General features: G+C 60.0%; 13 protein-coding genes. 5 read left to right on the forward strand and 8 right to left on the reverse strand.

What is annotated here, in order from left to right; translation table 11 throughout:
- Positions 1-8: 8 nt before the first annotated feature.
- Positions 9-908 (reverse strand): helix-turn-helix domain-containing protein, encoded by a 900-nt coding sequence (locus tag KZJ38_RS23185; protein WP_219802042.1) that lies wholly within the window; start codon positions 906-908, stop codon positions 9-11.
- Positions 909-1,129: 221 nt separating this feature from the next.
- Here KZJ38_RS23185 and KZJ38_RS23190 point away from each other — a divergent pair, with 221 nt between their 5' ends.
- Positions 1,130-3,190, forward strand: a complete 2,061-nt coding sequence (locus KZJ38_RS23190; protein WP_219802043.1) for an FUSC family protein — start codon at positions 1,130-1,132, stop codon at positions 3,188-3,190.
- A gap of 52 nt (positions 3,191-3,242) precedes the next feature.
- On the opposite strand, the gene KZJ38_RS23195 is transcribed toward KZJ38_RS23190, so the two are convergent.
- Positions 3,243-4,487, reverse strand: a complete 1,245-nt coding sequence (locus KZJ38_RS23195; RefSeq protein ID WP_219802044.1) for a DUF1479 domain-containing protein — start codon at positions 4,485-4,487, stop codon at positions 3,243-3,245.
- Between the two features lie 99 nt (positions 4,488-4,586).
- Here KZJ38_RS23195 and KZJ38_RS23200 point away from each other — a divergent pair, with 99 nt between their 5' ends.
- Positions 4,587-5,531, forward strand: coding sequence for a helix-turn-helix domain-containing protein (locus KZJ38_RS23200; RefSeq protein WP_219802045.1), 945 nt, complete (start codon positions 4,587-4,589; stop codon positions 5,529-5,531).
- A gap of 53 nt (positions 5,532-5,584) precedes the next feature.
- On the opposite strand, the gene shiA is transcribed toward KZJ38_RS23200, so the two are convergent.
- From shiA to KZJ38_RS23215, 3 genes are all read right to left on the reverse strand, one after another.
- Positions 5,585-6,901: a shikimate transporter gene (shiA, locus tag KZJ38_RS23205; protein ID WP_219802046.1), complete on the reverse strand. Its 1,317-nt coding sequence runs from the start codon at positions 6,899-6,901 to the stop codon at positions 5,585-5,587.
- Between the two features lie 43 nt (positions 6,902-6,944).
- Positions 6,945-7,820, reverse strand: coding sequence for a hypothetical protein (locus tag KZJ38_RS23210; RefSeq protein ID WP_219802047.1), 876 nt, complete (start codon positions 7,818-7,820; stop codon positions 6,945-6,947).
- Positions 7,821-8,181: 361 nt separating this feature from the next.
- Positions 8,182-9,159, reverse strand: coding sequence for a helix-turn-helix domain-containing protein (locus tag KZJ38_RS23215; RefSeq protein WP_219802048.1), 978 nt, complete (start codon positions 9,157-9,159; stop codon positions 8,182-8,184).
- Positions 9,160-9,514: 355 nt separating this feature from the next.
- Here KZJ38_RS23215 and KZJ38_RS23220 point away from each other — a divergent pair, with 355 nt between their 5' ends.
- Positions 9,515-10,456 (forward strand): helix-turn-helix domain-containing protein, encoded by a 942-nt coding sequence (locus KZJ38_RS23220; protein WP_219802049.1) that lies wholly within the window; start codon positions 9,515-9,517, stop codon positions 10,454-10,456.
- A 56-nt stretch (positions 10,457-10,512) separates the two neighbouring features.
- On the opposite strand, the gene fliD is transcribed toward KZJ38_RS23220, so the two are convergent.
- Together fliD and KZJ38_RS23230 are read right to left on the reverse strand one after the other, a co-directional pair.
- The gene (gene fliD, locus KZJ38_RS23225) at positions 10,513-12,075 is read right to left on the reverse strand and encodes a flagellar filament capping protein FliD (RefSeq protein ID WP_219802050.1); all 1,563 of its coding nucleotides are present in this window, start codon (positions 12,073-12,075) and stop codon (positions 10,513-10,515) included.
- Positions 12,076-12,218: 143 nt separating this feature from the next.
- Positions 12,219-13,661 carry a flagellin N-terminal helical domain-containing protein gene (locus KZJ38_RS23230; protein ID WP_219802051.1) on the reverse strand — a complete coding sequence of 481 codons (1,443 nt, stop codon included), beginning with the start codon at positions 13,659-13,661 and terminating at the stop codon, positions 12,219-12,221.
- A gap of 178 nt (positions 13,662-13,839) precedes the next feature.
- Here KZJ38_RS23230 and KZJ38_RS23235 point away from each other — a divergent pair, with 178 nt between their 5' ends.
- Both KZJ38_RS23235 and KZJ38_RS23240 read left to right on the forward strand, forming a co-directional pair.
- Positions 13,840-14,931, forward strand: a complete 1,092-nt coding sequence (locus KZJ38_RS23235; protein ID WP_219802052.1) for a hypothetical protein — start codon at positions 13,840-13,842, stop codon at positions 14,929-14,931.
- A 112-nt stretch (positions 14,932-15,043) separates the two neighbouring features.
- On the forward strand, positions 15,044-16,165 hold the full coding sequence (locus tag KZJ38_RS23240) for an L-dopachrome tautomerase-related protein (protein ID WP_219802053.1): 1,122 nt from the start codon (positions 15,044-15,046) through the stop codon (positions 16,163-16,165).
- An 86-nt stretch (positions 16,166-16,251) separates the two neighbouring features.
- Here the strand turns inward: KZJ38_RS23240 and KZJ38_RS23245 are convergent, their stop codons facing one another.
- A complete protein-coding gene (locus KZJ38_RS23245) occupies positions 16,252-17,454 on the reverse strand; it encodes a porin (protein ID WP_246641958.1) in 1,203 nt (400 codons plus the stop codon).
- Positions 17,455-17,806: the final 352 nt, after the last annotated feature.

A 17,806-nucleotide genomic window follows, 5' to 3' on the forward strand; every position in this document is an offset into this window, starting at 1 on the left:
CCGCCACTTTAGCGGGGTAGAACATCAAATGCTTGAAGTTTTCGGACTTCGGTGCAATCCGGACGGACGATAAACGGCGCGCCGGCCGCGGGGCCCGACACCGCGCATAGCGGATTGGCAAAAAAGTGGGATGGGGACTCGCCGACCAGTGCCCTGAACTCGCGCACAAGATGCGCCTGGTCCGCGAGGCCGCACGCATAGGCAATCTGCGCCCATGTAAAACCGCGCTGGCGCAGTCCGATTATTTTCTCGACGCGCGCGAGCCGTGCGAAGTTTTTGGGCGACGTGCCGAACACCGCGTGAAACATACGGCCCAGATGCCGCGTGCTCGTGCCGATTTCGGCAGCCAGTTCGGCGATCCTCAGCATTGGATCGTCACGCAGGCGCACCGCGACGTGCTGCGCGGCCGAATCCGCCGCCGCGGGCCTCAGTCGCCGCAACAGGAACTTCTCGACCGCGGCGGCGCGTTCCGCGCTCGTGTGCGCTGCAGCAACCGCTTCGTCGCATGTGGTCACCACGCTTTGGCCGAAGAAGTCGACGAGCGAACGGTTCGCATTGGCGAATTCGCCCAGGGACCCGTCGATAATACGTCTTGCCGATTCCGGTTTGATCGCCACGACGATCACGCCAAGCGCGCCCGTTGGGCGCAGCGTGACGGGCGCATCGCGAATCTGCGTGACGAATTTCGCAGGCAGTTCGCACTGGCCTTGCTGGCAACGGACCGGAGCGCGATAGCGCCCGACCAGCAGCAGCGGTGTGCCCGGCGCCTGACTGATCGTCAAAGCGCGGGCGATGTCCGCATCGGGAATGTCCCAATCCCAGATCGAATCGACCACGTCGGCGAGTGCCGGCGGCCGATAGCAATGGAAGAATTGCGAGGAAAAAAGGGGAGTCGAGCGCTCCGTCATTGTCTTGCATCGGTACGCCGGGTTCGATTGCGGCGCCGTGTGGGAAATGAACGGTTAATCATAGTTCAGATGGCTTTCAGGCGTTCGGATGTGCGCTAAACGCTTGTGGATGAAGGGCAAGAGATTTTTAATCTACCTTGTGTGCCGTGCGGATCCAAACCCTGACGGTACATGATTTATCGGCTCGCTCGCTGCTAATTGGCTGCTGACCCGCACATTCCATGTGGACGCCCTCTCGCAGTCTTCTGACCTACTCCGGCCGCGTTGCGCTGGCGGCAACGCTCGGGCTGATCGTTTCAATCCTGATCGGTCTGCACGAGCCGCATTGGGCCGCATGGACCGTCGTTTCCGTCGGCAATGCCGTACGCGGCGACGGTCTGCTCAAGTCGCTTTACCGCGCGATCGGTACGGCCGTCGGTGCGCCTGTAGGCGTGCTGCTGATCTTCGTCGCGCACGGTAACGAGCCCTTGCTGGTCGGCTTGCTCGCCGTCTGGCTTGCCGTGTGCGTTTATGTGGGTATCTCGATGCGCAATTACCGCGCTTACGCGGCGGTGCTGGCCGGCTATAGCGCGGCTATTATCGCGATGTCGTTGATCGGCGAAAGCGGAAAGTTGCTTGAGATCGGCGCGGACCGCTGCATCGGCATTTTCATCGGCATCGCCTGTGCGCTGCTCGTGCTGCTTTTGTCGCGCGATGCGCAAAGCGGTCGCGCCAATCGACGGATCCGGCATGCCATTGCCACAGCCTGCGCATGGTGTGCGGACCGGCTTGCTGGTCTGCCGCGCGCGCGGGCCGCGGACGGCGTCAGCCCGCAACGGCTGCGCGGACAACTGATCGATATTCTTGGGCTCGACGGCGCCGTGCACAGCGCGGCCGCCGAGTCGCCGGCGTTGTGGAGACGCACGAGCCGTTTGCACGGTGTCGTGTCCGCGCTGGTCGATCTGCTTGTCGTGTCGCGAGGCGTCGAGCGGAATATCGAACAGGGCGCCAGGACACACAACGAGATAAGCGGCGAGATCGATGATGCCGTTGCTGAAGCCGCTAAATTGCTCGCTTCCGTATCCGGTGCGCTGCGCAGCGATGAACCGGATGACATCGAAAAGCTCGAGCGGCTTCGCGGGGAAACACAGGTATTGCGCGCGCGGCTCGCGTCCGTTCGGGCCGGCAATGTGCGCGAACGCCGACGCCTTGATCTGCTAACAGCGCTTTTGGGCGCAGCGGAAGCCACAATGCGAACCTATGCCGCTCTAACCGGCGCGCAAGACGACAACGATACAACGAGCTATCCTGCGCCCGTCTACGCGGTCAATCGCAGCTACGCGCTAGCCGCCGCACTACGCGCGGGGTGTACGTTACTGCTCGCCGGCGCGATCTGGGTCGCCACCGGTTGGCACAGCGGCCCTTTGCTTGTCGCATTTACGGCGGTTGCCATTTCGCTATTCGCGATCCGTCCCAATCCGTTGGATACGGCATTCGACTTTGTTGCTTCAGGCTCCGTCGGCGCCGGCATAGCGGTGCTGTTCTATGCGACAGTTACGCCGCACATTTCGCATGCAATCGGCGTGGCGCTTGCGGAAGGCGCGATGGTCTTTGTTGCCGTTGCGCTCGCCTCCATGCTTTCGAATGCGTTCTGGGCATCAGGCTTCTGCATGCTGTTCCTCGCCATCACCGATCCGACCGCACTTGCGGGTACGACGGCAAGCGCTGTGAGCACGCACGCGCTAGGCGCTGTTGCAGGCGGCGTGCTGGCCGCGCTCGCGTATCGCGTTGTGCCATCGCGCCCCGTCGAGAACCGGTGGCGCAAACAACATCTCGAACAAACGGTGCACGCCATCACGGGCCTGATCGCTTTGCCCTTCGAACCGCGCATCGCCAGCACGCATCATGCGTGGCAAACCCACAGCCTCGATACGCTGATGCGACTCGCCCTACCCGCCGCATCGGAAACGGATATCGACGAGTGCGTAACGTGGATCGAGATTGGCGTCGAGCTGATCAAGCTGCAGGACGAGCTGCGTGCCGATGCCGCGTTACTGCCGCCGGGAGTCAGAAAGACGATCGACTCGTTGTTCGAAGAACTCAGGAATGGCAAACCGCGAACGTGGCACTCCACGGTGGCTTCAGCCGATGCCGAACTGAACGAAGTACAAGCGGTGCAAAATGACCCGCTTCCTGCAGATCAGACAGTGTTGAGTATTCGCATGCGCGTAGCGGAACTGACCGCACTGCTGAGGCGCGTTGATGCGAACACGGCAACAACGGAAATGCAAACGGTCAGTTGACGATCGCTCCGCTTCCGTTGAATTCGCGCCTCGCCTGATCTATCAGCCAACTTTAAAGATCGAAGCCCATTTGCAAGTGTCCATCTCTCGTTAGATCTTCCGCCGTCGCGCGTCCGACGAAATCCACTTCGAAATGATCGCCCGGAAAATCAGGCGGACTTTTGCCATCGATAAAGCTCGGCAGTTGCCGTTTCAGATAAGCATCGTTTTTCGCGCAGTTCGGCGCCGACGCGATGTACATCACATTGCTATAGCCCTTGCCCCGATGCGCATCCTCGACCGCGTGAATCACGTCGCTGTGCCAGAACACCGTGTCGCCCGCCTGCATCAGCGGAATCGACGAAAGCGCATGGAACAGCGGCGCGTGATATTCGGACTTGATCGATAGCGCGCGCCCCGGCATCGCGCCGCATAGATCGTCGTCGGCCACATCGTCCTGAAGCGCGCGCAATAAAACGTAGACCATCGAGTTCGCCATCGGCACGAGCTGCAATGTGCCGTCGCCGGGGCCTTGCGGCGTCAGCGCGGTCCATCCCTGGAAGGTGCGGAACATCGAGCAGACCGCCGGCGACGGAATTTCTTCGACATCGGTTCGCCATGCCGCGTCGAACGGGTCGTAATTGCGCCAATTGCCCGAGAACACGTGGCGATAGACCTTGCGGAAATTAGGCTCGATCCACCGCTCGACCGATCCTCCGTCGCAATGCGCCGAAAGCCCTAGCGATTCCGAGCCCGGCGGCCTGCGCCGCAGGCGGTCCGCATAAACCGGCACGCGGTCCGGGTCGAAATGCACGCGGCCTTCGCTTTGTGCGCGCCAAAGCCGGTTCAGAAAGACGCGCGCTTGCGTCAGCGCCGGCGATTGCCTGGCGAGCACTTGCGGCTTCGACCAGTACACACCGTAAATCTGCGGCTTGCTCGATGCAAGCTGACCGAAGTACTTGTCTTCCGCGCGGTTCATCAGCTTTGCGTCGAGGTGGTTGCGCTCGACGTATTCTGCAATGTCGTGATCCCATTGCTCGACGAGCGAGCGATCGAACACCTTGCGAATCACGCACGCGCCGCGCGCCTTGACGAGCGCAATCTGCTCCGCGCCGACACGGTTCGCAACGATGTCTTCGAACTGAATCTCGGGAATCACCGGCTCGCCGCGGTCGCGCAGCCGCGCGATGTGCTGAGCCTCTTTCTCGATCGCCGCTTCGACGTCGGCGAATACCGCGCGATAGTTGGGCAGCGCTTCGCGCAGCTCCCGCTTCGCGGTCCTGATTGCTGCCGGCAGGTCGTCGATTTGCAATGCCATTTCACTATCTCCGTGGAGTGATAGGGGTTGCATTGGAGCGTACGTCAGCGCCGGCCACGCGAGTGATACTATCGGGTCAATGTTTTTGCAGATTCAGCCATGAAAGCAACATACGAACACGTGGAGTTCGGCGATAGCCGCTCGGTGCGGGTTTACCATCGGCGGCTGCCGCGAATTCCGTTCGAATGGCACCATCATCCTGAGTACGAACTGACCTTGACGATGAATAGTCAGGGCAAGCGGTATATCGGCGATTCAGTCGCCGTCTATGGCGCGGACGACCTCGTGCTCGTTCCGCCGAATCTGCCGCATACATGGGCATCGAATCGTTCAATCGACACAACGGATCCGCAGGTTGCAATCGTCGTATGGTTCGACGGCGCGTGGGTGCGCCGCCTCGCGGACGTCTGCCCGGAATACGCCAGCTTGCGCAATTTGTTGCGCCGCGCCGCATGCGGACTTTCATTCGCAGAAGGCGCCGGCGCGCACATGCGCAAACAGCTGGACCGCCTGCTTTCCAGCGATCCGCGCGAACGGCTTAAAGCGGTACTCGATGTGTTGTACGGGTTATCGGAGTTGCCGGCCACACCGCTCGCATCGCCAAGCGCTTTTGACGCCAGAACAGGTACGCCCTCCGGCCATGAGCCCGACCAGCTCAATCGCGTCCTCGCGTTGATCGACACACAATTCGCGCATCCGTTGCGGCTTGCAACGCTTGCGAAAGCATCGGGTCTTTCGGAGCGGTCGCTCACGCGGCATTTCGTACAGCATATGGGCGAAAGCGTGGGCCGCTATATCACGCGAGTTCGAATTGGCCACGCTTGCCGGATGTTGACGGACACGCAAATGCCGATATCGGTGATCGCCGCGCGCTCAGGGTTTTCGAACGTGGCGAATTTCAATCGCCAGTTCAAGACTTCAAGGCAGTTGACGCCTGCTGCATACCGGCAGCAGTTTGCCGGCACGCGCCGCGCTGAGGACGAAATGGCGCCAGCTTTGACTGAACGCTCGCCGTCGCTTCAACGAAAGGCAGCACGCGCCTAAATCGCTAAACGCTGCCTGGCTGGTGCGCTTTAGGTCAAGCGTCGCTTACGCGCTTAGCGTGTCTTCATCTTCCACGCCACGAGCACCGACAACAGGCAGCCTATCGCCATATACGCCGCGACCGGATGCCACGAGCCACCCGCCATATTGACCAGCGCCACCGCGACAAACGGCGTAAAGCCGCCGCCCACCACACTGGCCACCTGATAGCCGACACCCGCGCCGCTATAGCGAAACTCGGTGCCGAAGAGTTGCGTGAACATCGGCTGCTGCACGCTCACCACCATGTCGTGCGCGACATTCGCGAGCATCACGGAAAACAACACGATCCATGGCGTCGCATGCCGATCGAGTGCGACGAAGAACGGCACAGCCGACAGCATGCCGATCGCAGCCCCGGTGATATAGACGCGGCGACGGCCGAAACGATCGGCCGCCATGGCAAAGAGCGGAATTGTCACGATGCTGACTGCACCGACGAGCAGCGCGATGTTCAGAAAGAACTGCCGCGGCATGCCGAGATTCATTGTCGAATAGCTCAACGCAAACGCCGTGACGATATACATCGTGAACAATTCGGCAAGCCGCAACGCGATAATCAGCAGGAAGGCCTTGGGGTTCTGACGCAGCGCTTCGAAAATCGGCAGGCGCGCGCGGCGATGCGCCTTCTCGACCCGCTCGACGAACTCCTGCGATTCCTCCATGCTCGAGCGCACCCATAGTCCGACGAGCACCAGCACGATGCTCAGGACGAACGGAATGCGCCAGCCCCATGCTCTGAACGCCGCGTCATCGAGTGTCATCGTGAGGATCGAGACAATGCCGGTGGCGAGAATCAGGCCGACGCCGTAGCCGACCTGCACGCCGCTGCTATAGAACGCCTTCTGTTTTTCAGGCGCGCTTTCGACGGCCATCAATGCGGCGCCGCCCCATTCGCCGCCCACCGCGAATCCTTGAATGGCGCGCAACAGCACCAGCAACGCAGGCGCCCACCAGCCGATCGACGCAAACCCCGGCAGCACGCCGATCAAGGCAGTCGACAAACCCATCATCGTGACGGTGAGCACTAACATGCGCTTGCGCCCAAGCCAGTCGCCGTAGTGGCCGAACACGAAGCCGCCCAGCGGCCGGAACAGAAATCCGACACCGAACGTGCCGAACGCCGCAAGCGTGCCCATTGCCGGGCTCACCTTCGGAAAGAACTCCGTATTGAAGATCAGCGCGGCGACGATGCCGTAAAGCAGAAAGTCGTACCAGTCGACCACCGCGCCGATAAAGCTGCCGAACGCGGCCTTGCGCGCACGGCTTTTCGCATAATCGCCTGATGCTGAAACGTCTTGAGTGTCCCGGGTATCGATCGCTGAGGTCATTGGATCCCTTTCACGAGATTCTTCTAGCGGTGGGTGAAATGCCTCAGTTTACCGCCCCGGCCAGCCACTTCGCGATATTGATCGAGTAGCGGTGAACGTCGCGCATCGCCTGCTGCTCGGTCTGCATGCCATTACCCGGCGGTTCGCTGACAAAACTCGGGGCGCCGTGCCGCGTGTCCCAGTTGTAGTCGGCGAAATGATGAAAGGTGCTTTCGGCGACCGCGGGACCTCCCTCCGTCGAAGGTTCGAACACGACAGCGAGATTGAAGCTGTTCCCCGTGGCTTTGCTTTTGCCGCGTGCAACCACGCGCGCGGGCTCATCGTGCGGCGCGTCGACGGCGCCTTCGTGCGGATGCGCGGGAAGGAAGCGGATCGCGCCGGTCGGCGACTCAGGGTCGGCAAGGATCGGATGCGTCGGTCCGACAATCGCGACCTCCTGGAAGTCCCCATTTGCGCCCGAGTGGAAATTCGGCCACAGGATATACGACGTGAACGGGTCGTCGATCACGCGCCGCGATTCGTCGGGTTCCGGGTTGTGCGTATGAAAGTGATGCGCCTTGCCTACGCCGCCCAGCGTACATATCGAACAGCCGAGATCCATATGATCGCGCGTGACAAGCAGGCCGCGGCCGGCCCGCCGGAATCGCGTGATGCCCGCGCAATCTTCCGGCGTCAGCCCATTGCCGACGTCGACCGCGAACAGCCACAGTTGGTCGAATTCCGTTTCGTCGAGGCGCGACAGAACCGAGTCGGGTTCGCCCTGCGGATCGCGATCGCGCGCGACGACGTTGAAAACAGGGCGTCCCTCGGCGTCCCGGTGCGAGCGCAATAATTCTGTCAGGCGGCTAAACCGCGCGATCGACCAGTCGTCGCTCAAGGGCGGAATGGTCGTTTGAAGCAGGATCTGGATGGTATTCACGATGGCTTCTGGTCGGGTGAATGGATCTTACGGCGCGTCGTACGGCGAGATGCAGCAATAGTCGCGGCCCTTGCGAAGTCTCTAAAGGTAGCGAAAGCTATGTAATTGTCAAATGAGGTCCGCTCTCAAGCGCCCCTCAAGGCTCGCACGAGAAAGTTAAGCGGCTCGCGAGTTCGTTCTTGATCGGGTTTCCTACAGCGGACGCGCGGCATGCAATCCCAGATGTTGGTCATGCAGCAATGGATGCGGCAGATCCAGCGCGCGTCGTTGAACCCAATGCTGGTCGCGCCGCCTGCGTGGATGTTCGAGGGCCGGTACAACTGATTCGGGGCGTGAAAGCCTGATGTAGGTTTGGCGTCAGTCACTCATCGGCACAGGATCCAGACGGCGCGAGCCTGGACCTTTGACCACGCCGCAATTCTCCCGGGCTGACGCCGTACCGGTTCTTGAACGCATTGCTGAAGTGGGCGGCGCTTACAAATCCGCACTGCCACGCCACTTCACTGATGCGTATCGCCTCGCCTCCCGTCGCGAGGATTTTCTTTGCTCTTGCCAGCCGTTGGTGCAGCAGATAGCGCGTCATCGAAGAGCCGTCACGCTCAAAAAGCTTGGTCAGATAGCGCCTCGATACGCCCATCGCGCTCGCTACCGTTTCCACGCTCATGTTCTCGTCTCCAACGTGGCGCTGAATGTAACGCTTGATCTCTCTTAGCATCGCGTCGGAACTGCGCATGCGTCTGGGCGCATTGAGGTCGTCGGCGACGATCTCCATCAGGTCGGTCAAGTGCTCGGCCGTCAGCTTTTTCCCATGTGGACTGCAGTGCTGGCCGTAAGCGGCAGTCGATGCGATAAACGATCTCAGCACCGCTACGTCCGGCGACGTTACCTCGGGCATGAACATTTCGCGGCTGTGCACTGCGGCGCCTCTTTTCTCAAGCGCTGCTCTCGGTATGCGTAACGCTAGCGCGCGAGTATCGCGATGCGCCGTTTGCGCATATTCGATGCTCGCGTCGAACAACAACAGCGCCCCTTCTGTCAGCCTCAAGCGCGTCCCGTCCTGCTCCATGTCGATCACGCCGCTTTCCACGAGCAGCATGACGAGCGCGGCGCTTCTCCAGCCGTTTTCTCCGCGCCCAGGAATCCAGGTCCATTGTTGTCCCGATAATTCCGCGGTTTCGAATCGAAGGTCCTCCATGAACCACGACACGATCCGCAGATCGTGCTGGATTTGCGCGTCGAATTCGCAATCCATACTCCAGTTCGTTCTCACCAGATCGCGCCACTCGTCTTTCGTTCTGGCGATCTGGCCTTTAAGCGATTGGGTGGCGAAGCGCATCATCCCCAGTACCATCCTTGATCCGCGACCGAACGCAATTCTCAGCAAAGCTCTACGCGCGTATCAGTCATAGCATCCCTAACTATTCGATCCATCAAAGCGAATCGTCCCGGCGTCTCCTCTCATCGCAAAAGCGGTACGCAGAATAGTCCATTTGCATGGCCGCATGGTTGACTGATGAATAAATCGCTTGCCTGAGAATTCACATGCTTTTTGTTGGGCTAACCCGCACGCCAAACCGGAATAAACCGTCACCTCATATGTTCACGACTGGACGGAATCAGCGGCTTCGAGCGCACGCTTGCACGCTGCATGAAGCCGCATCAATCCTCATACTGACAAAGGTTGAGACTGATCCATGTCGAGCAAGCTTCAGCAGTGGGATGTGAAATTCACCAACGCGGAATCGTGGACCACCGTCATGGCGGAAGGCTACGACGTGCGCTCTACGCTTACGCGATCTCCCTTGCCCGGATACTCAATCAAGGCACGACAACTGGGCGAGATCCAGGTGACCAGCGTCCGCTTAGCCTGGCAAAATATCTCTCCGCTAGAGAATCGGTTCAAGGAAGTGGGTGGTGCAGACGATTACCTTTACTTCAAGATCGTCCAAAGCGGAGCATTCGATCTGGTAAGCGGTAAGAACGAGCAATCGTTTGGGCCGGGCAGCGTGCTGTTTGTTAATCCGGACAGTTTTTTTACCGAAATCTATCGGGAGCCCACAGAACTGCTGCTGCTTCGCCTGCCTAAAAAAGCGCTGCGCGAACGGGGCGGCCACGATGCGGTCCAGCGATATCTGGCGCCGGATGTCCGATGCCCCGACGTACGGGCAGTCAGCGAGTTTGTGCAATTCATCGAGAGGCACTCGGGCGTGGTCAGTCCTTACCTGTCGGATCAGCTAAGCGGTCAATGCCTCGATGTGATGGACACGCTTCTCACGCATCCGGGAAAAGGTGCCGACAGGCCCCGAGTCGCAACCGCGTTTCACGCGAAGCAAACCATCATCCGCTTGCTTGGCGAACAACGGCTTAGCGTCGAGCGCATCGCCGAGGAGATGGGCGTGTCGCTGAACCAGCTGAATCGCCTGATGAAGGCCGATGGGCTGTCGCCGATGCGCTTCGTCTGGCAGATGCGTCTCGAGCGCGCCTCGCGCCTGCTCTCTTCGCCCGCGCACGGCAGAGTGTCGATCAAGGAGGTCGCGTATCGCTGCGGCTTCTCAAGCGAAGCGCACTTCAGCCGCGCTTTCAGGAGCCGCTACAGCATGACGCCGCGCGAATTCCAACGCCGGTCGAACCGCTAGCCCGACCGCGGCGTCGATGGTGAGATTGATCGAAGGCGCCGCAGAGCGGCGCCGGTTTACTTGCTGTTTTCCGCCAACGCGCCGTTGCTGTTGGCGCCGCCAAACAGCGCGGTCAGAAAGCTCGCATTCGACTGCGCCTGCGCCATGATCGTGTTGAGTGCGGTGAACTGGTCGTTGAATTGCGTCGTCAACTGCGCAGCAAAGTCGTCGAGATCGGTCTGCTGTTTCGCGAGGCTCGCGATGTCGGCGGTCAGGTCGTTCGTACGCGACGCTAGAATGCCCTGCACGGACGTGTATGCGGTCAGCACAGAATCGAGCTGCTGCGCGATGCCGTTGGTATCGTTGAAGAGCGCGCCGATCAGTGCCGGGTTGCTTGTGACCGCATCGTCGAGCGTTGGATTGTTGGAGTCCGCGTCGATTTGCAGTTCTGCAAACGGCTCGCCGCCCGTGTCTTTCTGAAACGTGATGCCAAGCGAGGCGAGCGTGCCCTGCAAACCGCCGTTCGACACCAAACCGCCCACGATACTGCCAAGCGACGCGCCGACCTGGTTGATCATTTCGTCGCCGAGCAGCTGGCCACCGCTGCCCGGTACGTTGGCCGTGCCAGGCGCGGCGAGCGAATTCAGCTGGTCGATCACGGCGTTATAGGCGGTCACGAATGCGGACAGATCGGTTTCGACCGTGCCGTCGTCCGGTGCGACAGTCAGCGTTTGCGCGCCCACGCCCTTGTCGGTCAGCGTGAGCGTCACGCCAGGAATCGCGTCGGAAATCGTATTCGTCGAGTCGGTAACCAACACATTGTTGACGGTGAGCTGCGCGTCTTGCGCGGCCTGCGACTGTGTCCAGAAATCGTCGTTTGACGAGATGGTGGACGAACCATCCGGCGCATTTGGGTCTGTTGCAGTGGACGACGTCACCGCGAGCTTCGCCAGCGCACTGTCGCTTGCCGCACCTGTCACGCCGATGCTGATCGTGTTGGCCGCTCCTGTCGAGGTGGACTGCAGACTGAGCGCAGGCCCATTTGCGCCTCCGATGATAGTCGCCCTGATACCGGGATTGCCGGGTGCCGAATTGATTGCATTCACAACGTCTTGAAGGCTGTCGTTCGATGGATCGACGTCGACCTGAAACGACTTCGAGCCCGCGCCGCTGCCAAGCGAAATGTTCAGCGTGCCCGAACCGAGCGCGTTGGCGTCGGATTTGGAAAAGCTGCCCGACGTGATGGTCTGGGCCTCGGCGATCTGCTTCGTGTCGATCTGATACGTGGCCGCCGATGCGCCCTTGCCGGCCTTCGCGGTGATGCCGTCGCCGCTCAGGGTCGCGCTGAACGACGCAAGCGCGCTACCGTTCAGAAACGGCGCGAGCGCGGTCTGCAGCCCAAGCATCGAACTCGACAGCAGGCCAAGCCCGCCGATTTCCGCGCGGTCGCTGACGAGCTGCGTGCTTATCGCCGTGTGAGGGCCTGCTATCTTTGCATTGACCAACGTTGTCACGAGCGAAGTAACGTCGAGCGGCGTTCCGGTCGAAGCGGAAATCAATGACTGGGCGGCCTGTTGAACGGCCTGTGCAGCCTGTTGACTGGCGGCGGCCGCCTGGGCGGCAACGGGTGAAGTCGACATTCAGATGCTCCATGCGGCCTGTGCGGCCGGTGAGTAGGGCGACGTGAACATGACGCGAGACCGGAGCCACGTCCTTGTCTTCGCGCTCGCGGATGAGCCTTGCCGGGCACCCGGTCAGGTCATCCGCGCGCCGGTTACGATGCTTAGTGCGACTGCAGAAGCCCGAGCACCTGTTGCGGCAGCGAATTCGCTTGCGCGAGCACCGAGATGCCCGCTTGCTGCAGCACTTGCGCCTTGCTCAGGTTTGCCGTTTCTTGTGCGAAGTCGGCGTCCGTGATCTGCGAGTGCGCGCTCGACAAATCATTCGACTCGGCCTCCTGAGACTGCGAAATCCCACCGAATCGATTGTTCGCCGCGCCGAGCGATGCCTGGATATTCGCGATCGTGGCGAGCGCGTTATCGATCGACAGCAGCGCGTTGTTTGCACCTTGGGTCGTGCTGATATCGATCTGCGAAACCGATGTCGGCACGTTCAGCGTGTCGACGCTTGCGAGGACACTGCCCGCTGGCTGCACGCCTGCCGCAGTCGAACCGATGGTGCTGGTCGGCACATTCGCAAACGCGACGGCGCCGCCCGAGCTGTTGAAAAGGCCCGCTTGTGCGCCCGAACCCAATTGGTCGCCGTGCTGATCGATAAACTTCAGGCCGCCTTTGCCGTCCGCCTCGACCGTGACCGACGTAATCGTGTTGGTGTCGCCTGCCGCCGCGTCCTTACCTGTCGAAGAATCGATGTTGATGCCAGAAATGACGCCGAAAACGGTGCCGTCCGCCGCACCCGATCCGGCAGCGCTAGCGGCAGCCGAGATCGAGGTGAGTTCGTTTGCCGGCGTGAGCGCACTACTGCTTGCCACCGACAGCGACGAAATGCCATTGGTCGTCGTCGTGGTGAACAATGCCGCCGACGCGGCCGTCGAAATGGCATCGCCGTTCTGATCCGTAAACGTGAAACCGCCGCTGCCGTTCGAGATGATGTTGATCGACGTGATCGCGCCGGCGCCGCTTGCTTCCGTGCCGTCCGCGTTCAGATTCAGGCCCGTGATCGCGCCGAGCGTATTGCCGGCCTGTACGAAGCCGCCGCCAAGCGACGCCGCCGAGACGCCCTGGCTGAGATCGAGCGAAACGGTCTGGCCGACGTTCGCGCCCACCTGCACGTTGATGATGCCGGCCTGACCATTGAGCACGCCGATGCCGTTGAACTGCGTTTGCGAAGCGATACGATTGACTTCAGAAATCTGCTCCGTCACCTCCTTTTGCAGCGCGGCCTGGTTGGACGCCGTCAACGTACCGCCTGCCGCTTCACCGGCGAGCGAACGAATACGTTCCAGACTTGCCGTGATCTGCGTGAGGCCTGTATCGGCCGTTTGCACGAGCGACACGCCATCGTTCGCATTCGATACGCCTTGATTTAAGCCATTTATCTGCGTCTGGAGTGAAGTTGCAATTGCAAGGCCCGCGGCGTCGTCTTTTGAGCTATTGATGCGTAGCCCTGACGAGAGGCGTGTGATCGCCTGCGATAGTGCGCTACCCGATGCATTGAGGTTCTGCTGGGCGACGAGCGAGGGAATATTGCTATTGATGCTAAGCATGAGGTTTCTCCCCTAAAGGATCGAGTCTTTGAGACTTAAAACATTGAGATCGGCGGAAGCACATGTCGATTACCGGCCGCCTTAGCCCGCGTTGACGGCAATGATGGGGGAGGCTTGAGGATAAAAGCCGCGCAGGGCCCACTGACGCAAGAGAAAGTCGTCATACACGCAAGCGGCGATGATGACGATGGAAGAAGATAGCGTCGCGGTTATCAGTTCGGAGGACAGGGAACGGACGAATCCGCGCAATGTTTCGATTTATGCGTTTACAAACGGCATGCCAGATAACACTGCAAGCGCTCACACTGACGATAGGTCTCTCGCTCTCACGTTGGCCAGACGGGTGATCGATAGTTCAGCGCCGATCATGGCGATCAGCACTGGCGATGCGGCGACATTACTTGCTTTGCTGAGCAAGTGGCATCGCGAAGAAACATTCAAAAAGGCTGCGACGCTAGTCTCAAAGCGGTTGCAGATCGACGACACCTTGCGCAACTCGCTTAGCATTTTTGAATTGACGGACTGCCTTGCTTCCTTAGCACGATGGGACCAAGATGAAGAGGTTTTTAAAACAACAGGGCTCGCTCTCATAAGACGGTTTGCACTTGAAGGGGCGTCAGTTGGTTACCTGAATGGACAAGCCGTTGCGAACTGCTTTAGTGCGTTAGCGAAATGGCATAATGAGTCGATCTGCAAAGAGGCAGGCAACCTGTTAGCTATGCGCATTGCTGCGGACGAAACGATCTTGCGCCAGTTGAACGGCGTGCGCCTCGCGATTTGCATCAATGCGCTGAGCCGCTGGAGCGAAGACGATGTGTGTCGTATGGCGGGCGTTCGGCTGGCAAAGCGAATCTCCGAAGATGGAAATTTGCGGCACAACCTTAACGCGAGGTATCTCGCGGTCTGCCTGGACGCGTTGGCGCAGTGGCCTTCCGATGAAGCATGTCGACGTGCGACAGCACAATTGGCGCGGCGGCTCGCGACTGATGCATCCGTATGCGACCGCCTTACCGCGAAGCATTTCATCAACTGCCTGAGAGCGCTAGGCACGTCGAACGATCAAGCCGCATGCAAAGCAGCCGGCGTGCGGCTTGTAAAACGCCTCGCAAACGACGGTACGTTACTGCAACAACTGGCCGGCGCACGTTACGCGCGTGACTGTCTGGATGCGCTGGCACGTTGGCCTCGCGACGATGCATGCTTTCACACAGCGGCGGACGTCCTGCAACGTAATTGCGATACAGCTTCTCAAGAAGCATCGATCGCGTGATTTTGAAAGGCAATTGACAGCCCATCCGCATCGAGATAAGTCCCGATAGTCTTCGCTGCTTTTCTACTCCAGTCTCAACTCATTACCCGCTTAACAACAACGGAGACTGGACGTGCAAATAACGAAGCTTGCGAGAATCGCGCTGGCCTGTGCGGTCGTTGCGACCGGCATTGCGCCGGCTCTATCGGCTGAGCCGCAAGGCGATGACGGGCCGCCGCTCGAAACCGTCAAGACCTTCGATACGTTCAAGCTAGTCGGCATCGGTGTCTCTCACGAGGGCCGCATTTTCGCGAGCGCGCCCGCCGCGCAGTCCGGCGACAAGCTGGTCGAGGTCAATGCACAAACTGGCGCAGTCACGCCGTATCCCGACGAGGCCTGGAACACGCCCGGCACGGACACGGAGCACGAATGGGCGGTCCCGCAAGCGATGTGGGTCGACAAAGCCGATCGTCTCTGGGTGCTCGATTCCGGGCGCGCGGTGCTGACGGCCGCGGGTCAAGGCGCAAAGCCCAAGCTTGTCGAGTTCGATCTGGGCAGCAACAAGGTGATTCGCAGCTATGGCTTCGACGGCACTGTTGCGCCAACCGATTCGCTCAACGATGTGCGCATCGATCTCGTGCATGGCTACGCGTATCTGACCAACATCGGCAAGCGCGGCAGCCTCGTCGTGCTGAATCTCAAAACCGGCAAATCGCGGCAGGTTCTGGTCGGTGACCGCTCGACGTTTGCGGATCCCGAACAGCACCTCATGATCAACGGGCAGCCGGCGCAAACGAACGACGGCAAGACCGTTGCGATTCACGCCGACGGCATCGCGCTTGCACCGGATGCGAAGTGGCTTTACTACCGGCCGCTAACCGATCACAACTACTGGCGAGTGCCGACCAGCGCGTTAATCGATGCAAAGCTCAGCGCGAGCCAACTGTCGCACAAGGTGCAATATCTCGGCTCGGCTGAGCTGACCGGCGGTTTGATCATGGACCAGCACGGAACGCTTTATGGCGGCGATCTCGAACACAGCACCATCGTCGCGCTCGATATCGATCCTGCTACCCACAAGGTTAAATCGAGGCTTTTTGAGCGCGCACCGGGCAAGCTTTCATGGGCGGACGGATTTGCGATTAGCCAGGGCTATATGTACATCGCAGACTCGCACCTTTGGGAGGTGACGTTCAAGAATCATCTGCCGCGTTCAGGACCGTTTACGATCTTTAAGGTCAAGCTCGGCGGATAGCGCATTCACATTCGCGCGAGAGGTGCGCGTCCCGCCGGAGCAATGCTGCGGAACGCGCGCCATCATTTCAAACGCTGCCGCTAAAGTCAGAACCGATGCTTCATCCCGACCGCAACGACCACCTGCTCGTTGCCCGCTGATGGGGCAAGCGTATAGACGCTCGCGTCGAATGCCGCATTGCCGTTCCCACCGCCGACTCGCTGATAAACCCCTTCCACATAGACATCGGTGCGCGGCGAAAACAGATAGTCGACTTGCGCCATAACCTGATTCCAATGCGGTGAGGCTGACGTGAAGCCCTTGGAGGCTCCGCTAAATTGACCCGTGGTGTACGTGTACGACGCACCAAGGCTAAGGTCAGGCTTCAAGAAATATCGACCATTGACTTCAAAGTTGTCGAACTTCATCGATGTGCCCGCAAGCGCGCCGACGCTTGTGCTGCCGTCCTGCAACAGGCCTGTGATGTTGTCCGTCACTGAGTGCGTCCACACCAGACCAACCGACGACTTGCCGAACTTGTATTGCGCACCGGCGCCATAGATTTGCTGACGACCGCCGGTCGTCAACGCGTCACCATCGCTCGTGCTCGCTGCGCCCGATGCATTGGCGAGCGTCGGGTTGGCCGTGCGGTTGATCTGCAGATATGCCGCCCCGAAACTGAACGGACCATACGCGTAGCTTGCGCCGAAGCTATATGCGCCGTTGTTGGCGAAATTATCGGCTTCGTTCGAGAACGCATACATGGCACCGGCTTTAAAGCCGCCATACGTTGCGCTGCTGAACTTGACCGAATTGTTCAGGCGCAGATCGTTGTTCAGGTTGTCGTTATCGTAGACGTGCGTGGCCAGGTTGCCGCCGAAGCCTGAACCGGTTGCGCTCAACGGCGCGACAAAGTCGACGAGGAAGTCGTATTGCCGGCCGAGCGTCAGCGTACCGTACTGATTCGAGTGAAGGCCGACCCATGCCTGTCGTCCAAACAGATCTCCGCCGTTCTTCAAGGTGCCGTTGGCTACGTTAAAACCGTTCTCGAGCCAGAAGATCGCGCTCAGCCCTCCGCCGAGATCCTCACTGCCGCGCAAACCCCATCGCGACGTAAACACGTTTCCGCTTTGCAACGAAAACGAGCTGCCGCCCGGCGAAGTCGCACTCGAAGGGGTGACGCGTGCGTTGTTCTGATACACAACGCCTGTATCGATGAGGCCAAAAAGCGTCACGCTGCTTTGCGCATGTGCAGCGCCGGCCACAAGCATGGCGGACCCCGCGGCAAGGTATCTCATCTTCAGCAACATTACATCTCGTTTCACTGGTATTTCCCCGGTTGAGTGATCGGCAAATCGCCTTCAAGCGACGTGCGGTATCGTCCGGCATCGCTGCGACGGCGCGAGTGGAATGCTCTATTTCAATCGGAGAAGAAGTTCGTCACGCTGCCTAAACAAACGTTTATCGAGGCGAGTCGAGCAGATGTTTGCGCGGCGAAGCAGCCGGCTTGTTCGAGGAAAAGACCGTTTGAAGATGGCACCGACGGATTGAATGTCGTGCGCGTGCGACAGCAAAAATAGTGATCTCAGCATGCTCGTGTAGCACGCCTTGCGTTTTCCTTGCACCTCTCTCACGAGACCGACGACCGCGATCTGCCATGCC

Origin of the sequence: Paraburkholderia edwinii, from assembly GCF_019428685.1 — a bacterium.
GTDB classification, from domain to species: domain Bacteria; phylum Pseudomonadota; class Gammaproteobacteria; order Burkholderiales; family Burkholderiaceae; genus Paraburkholderia; species Paraburkholderia edwinii.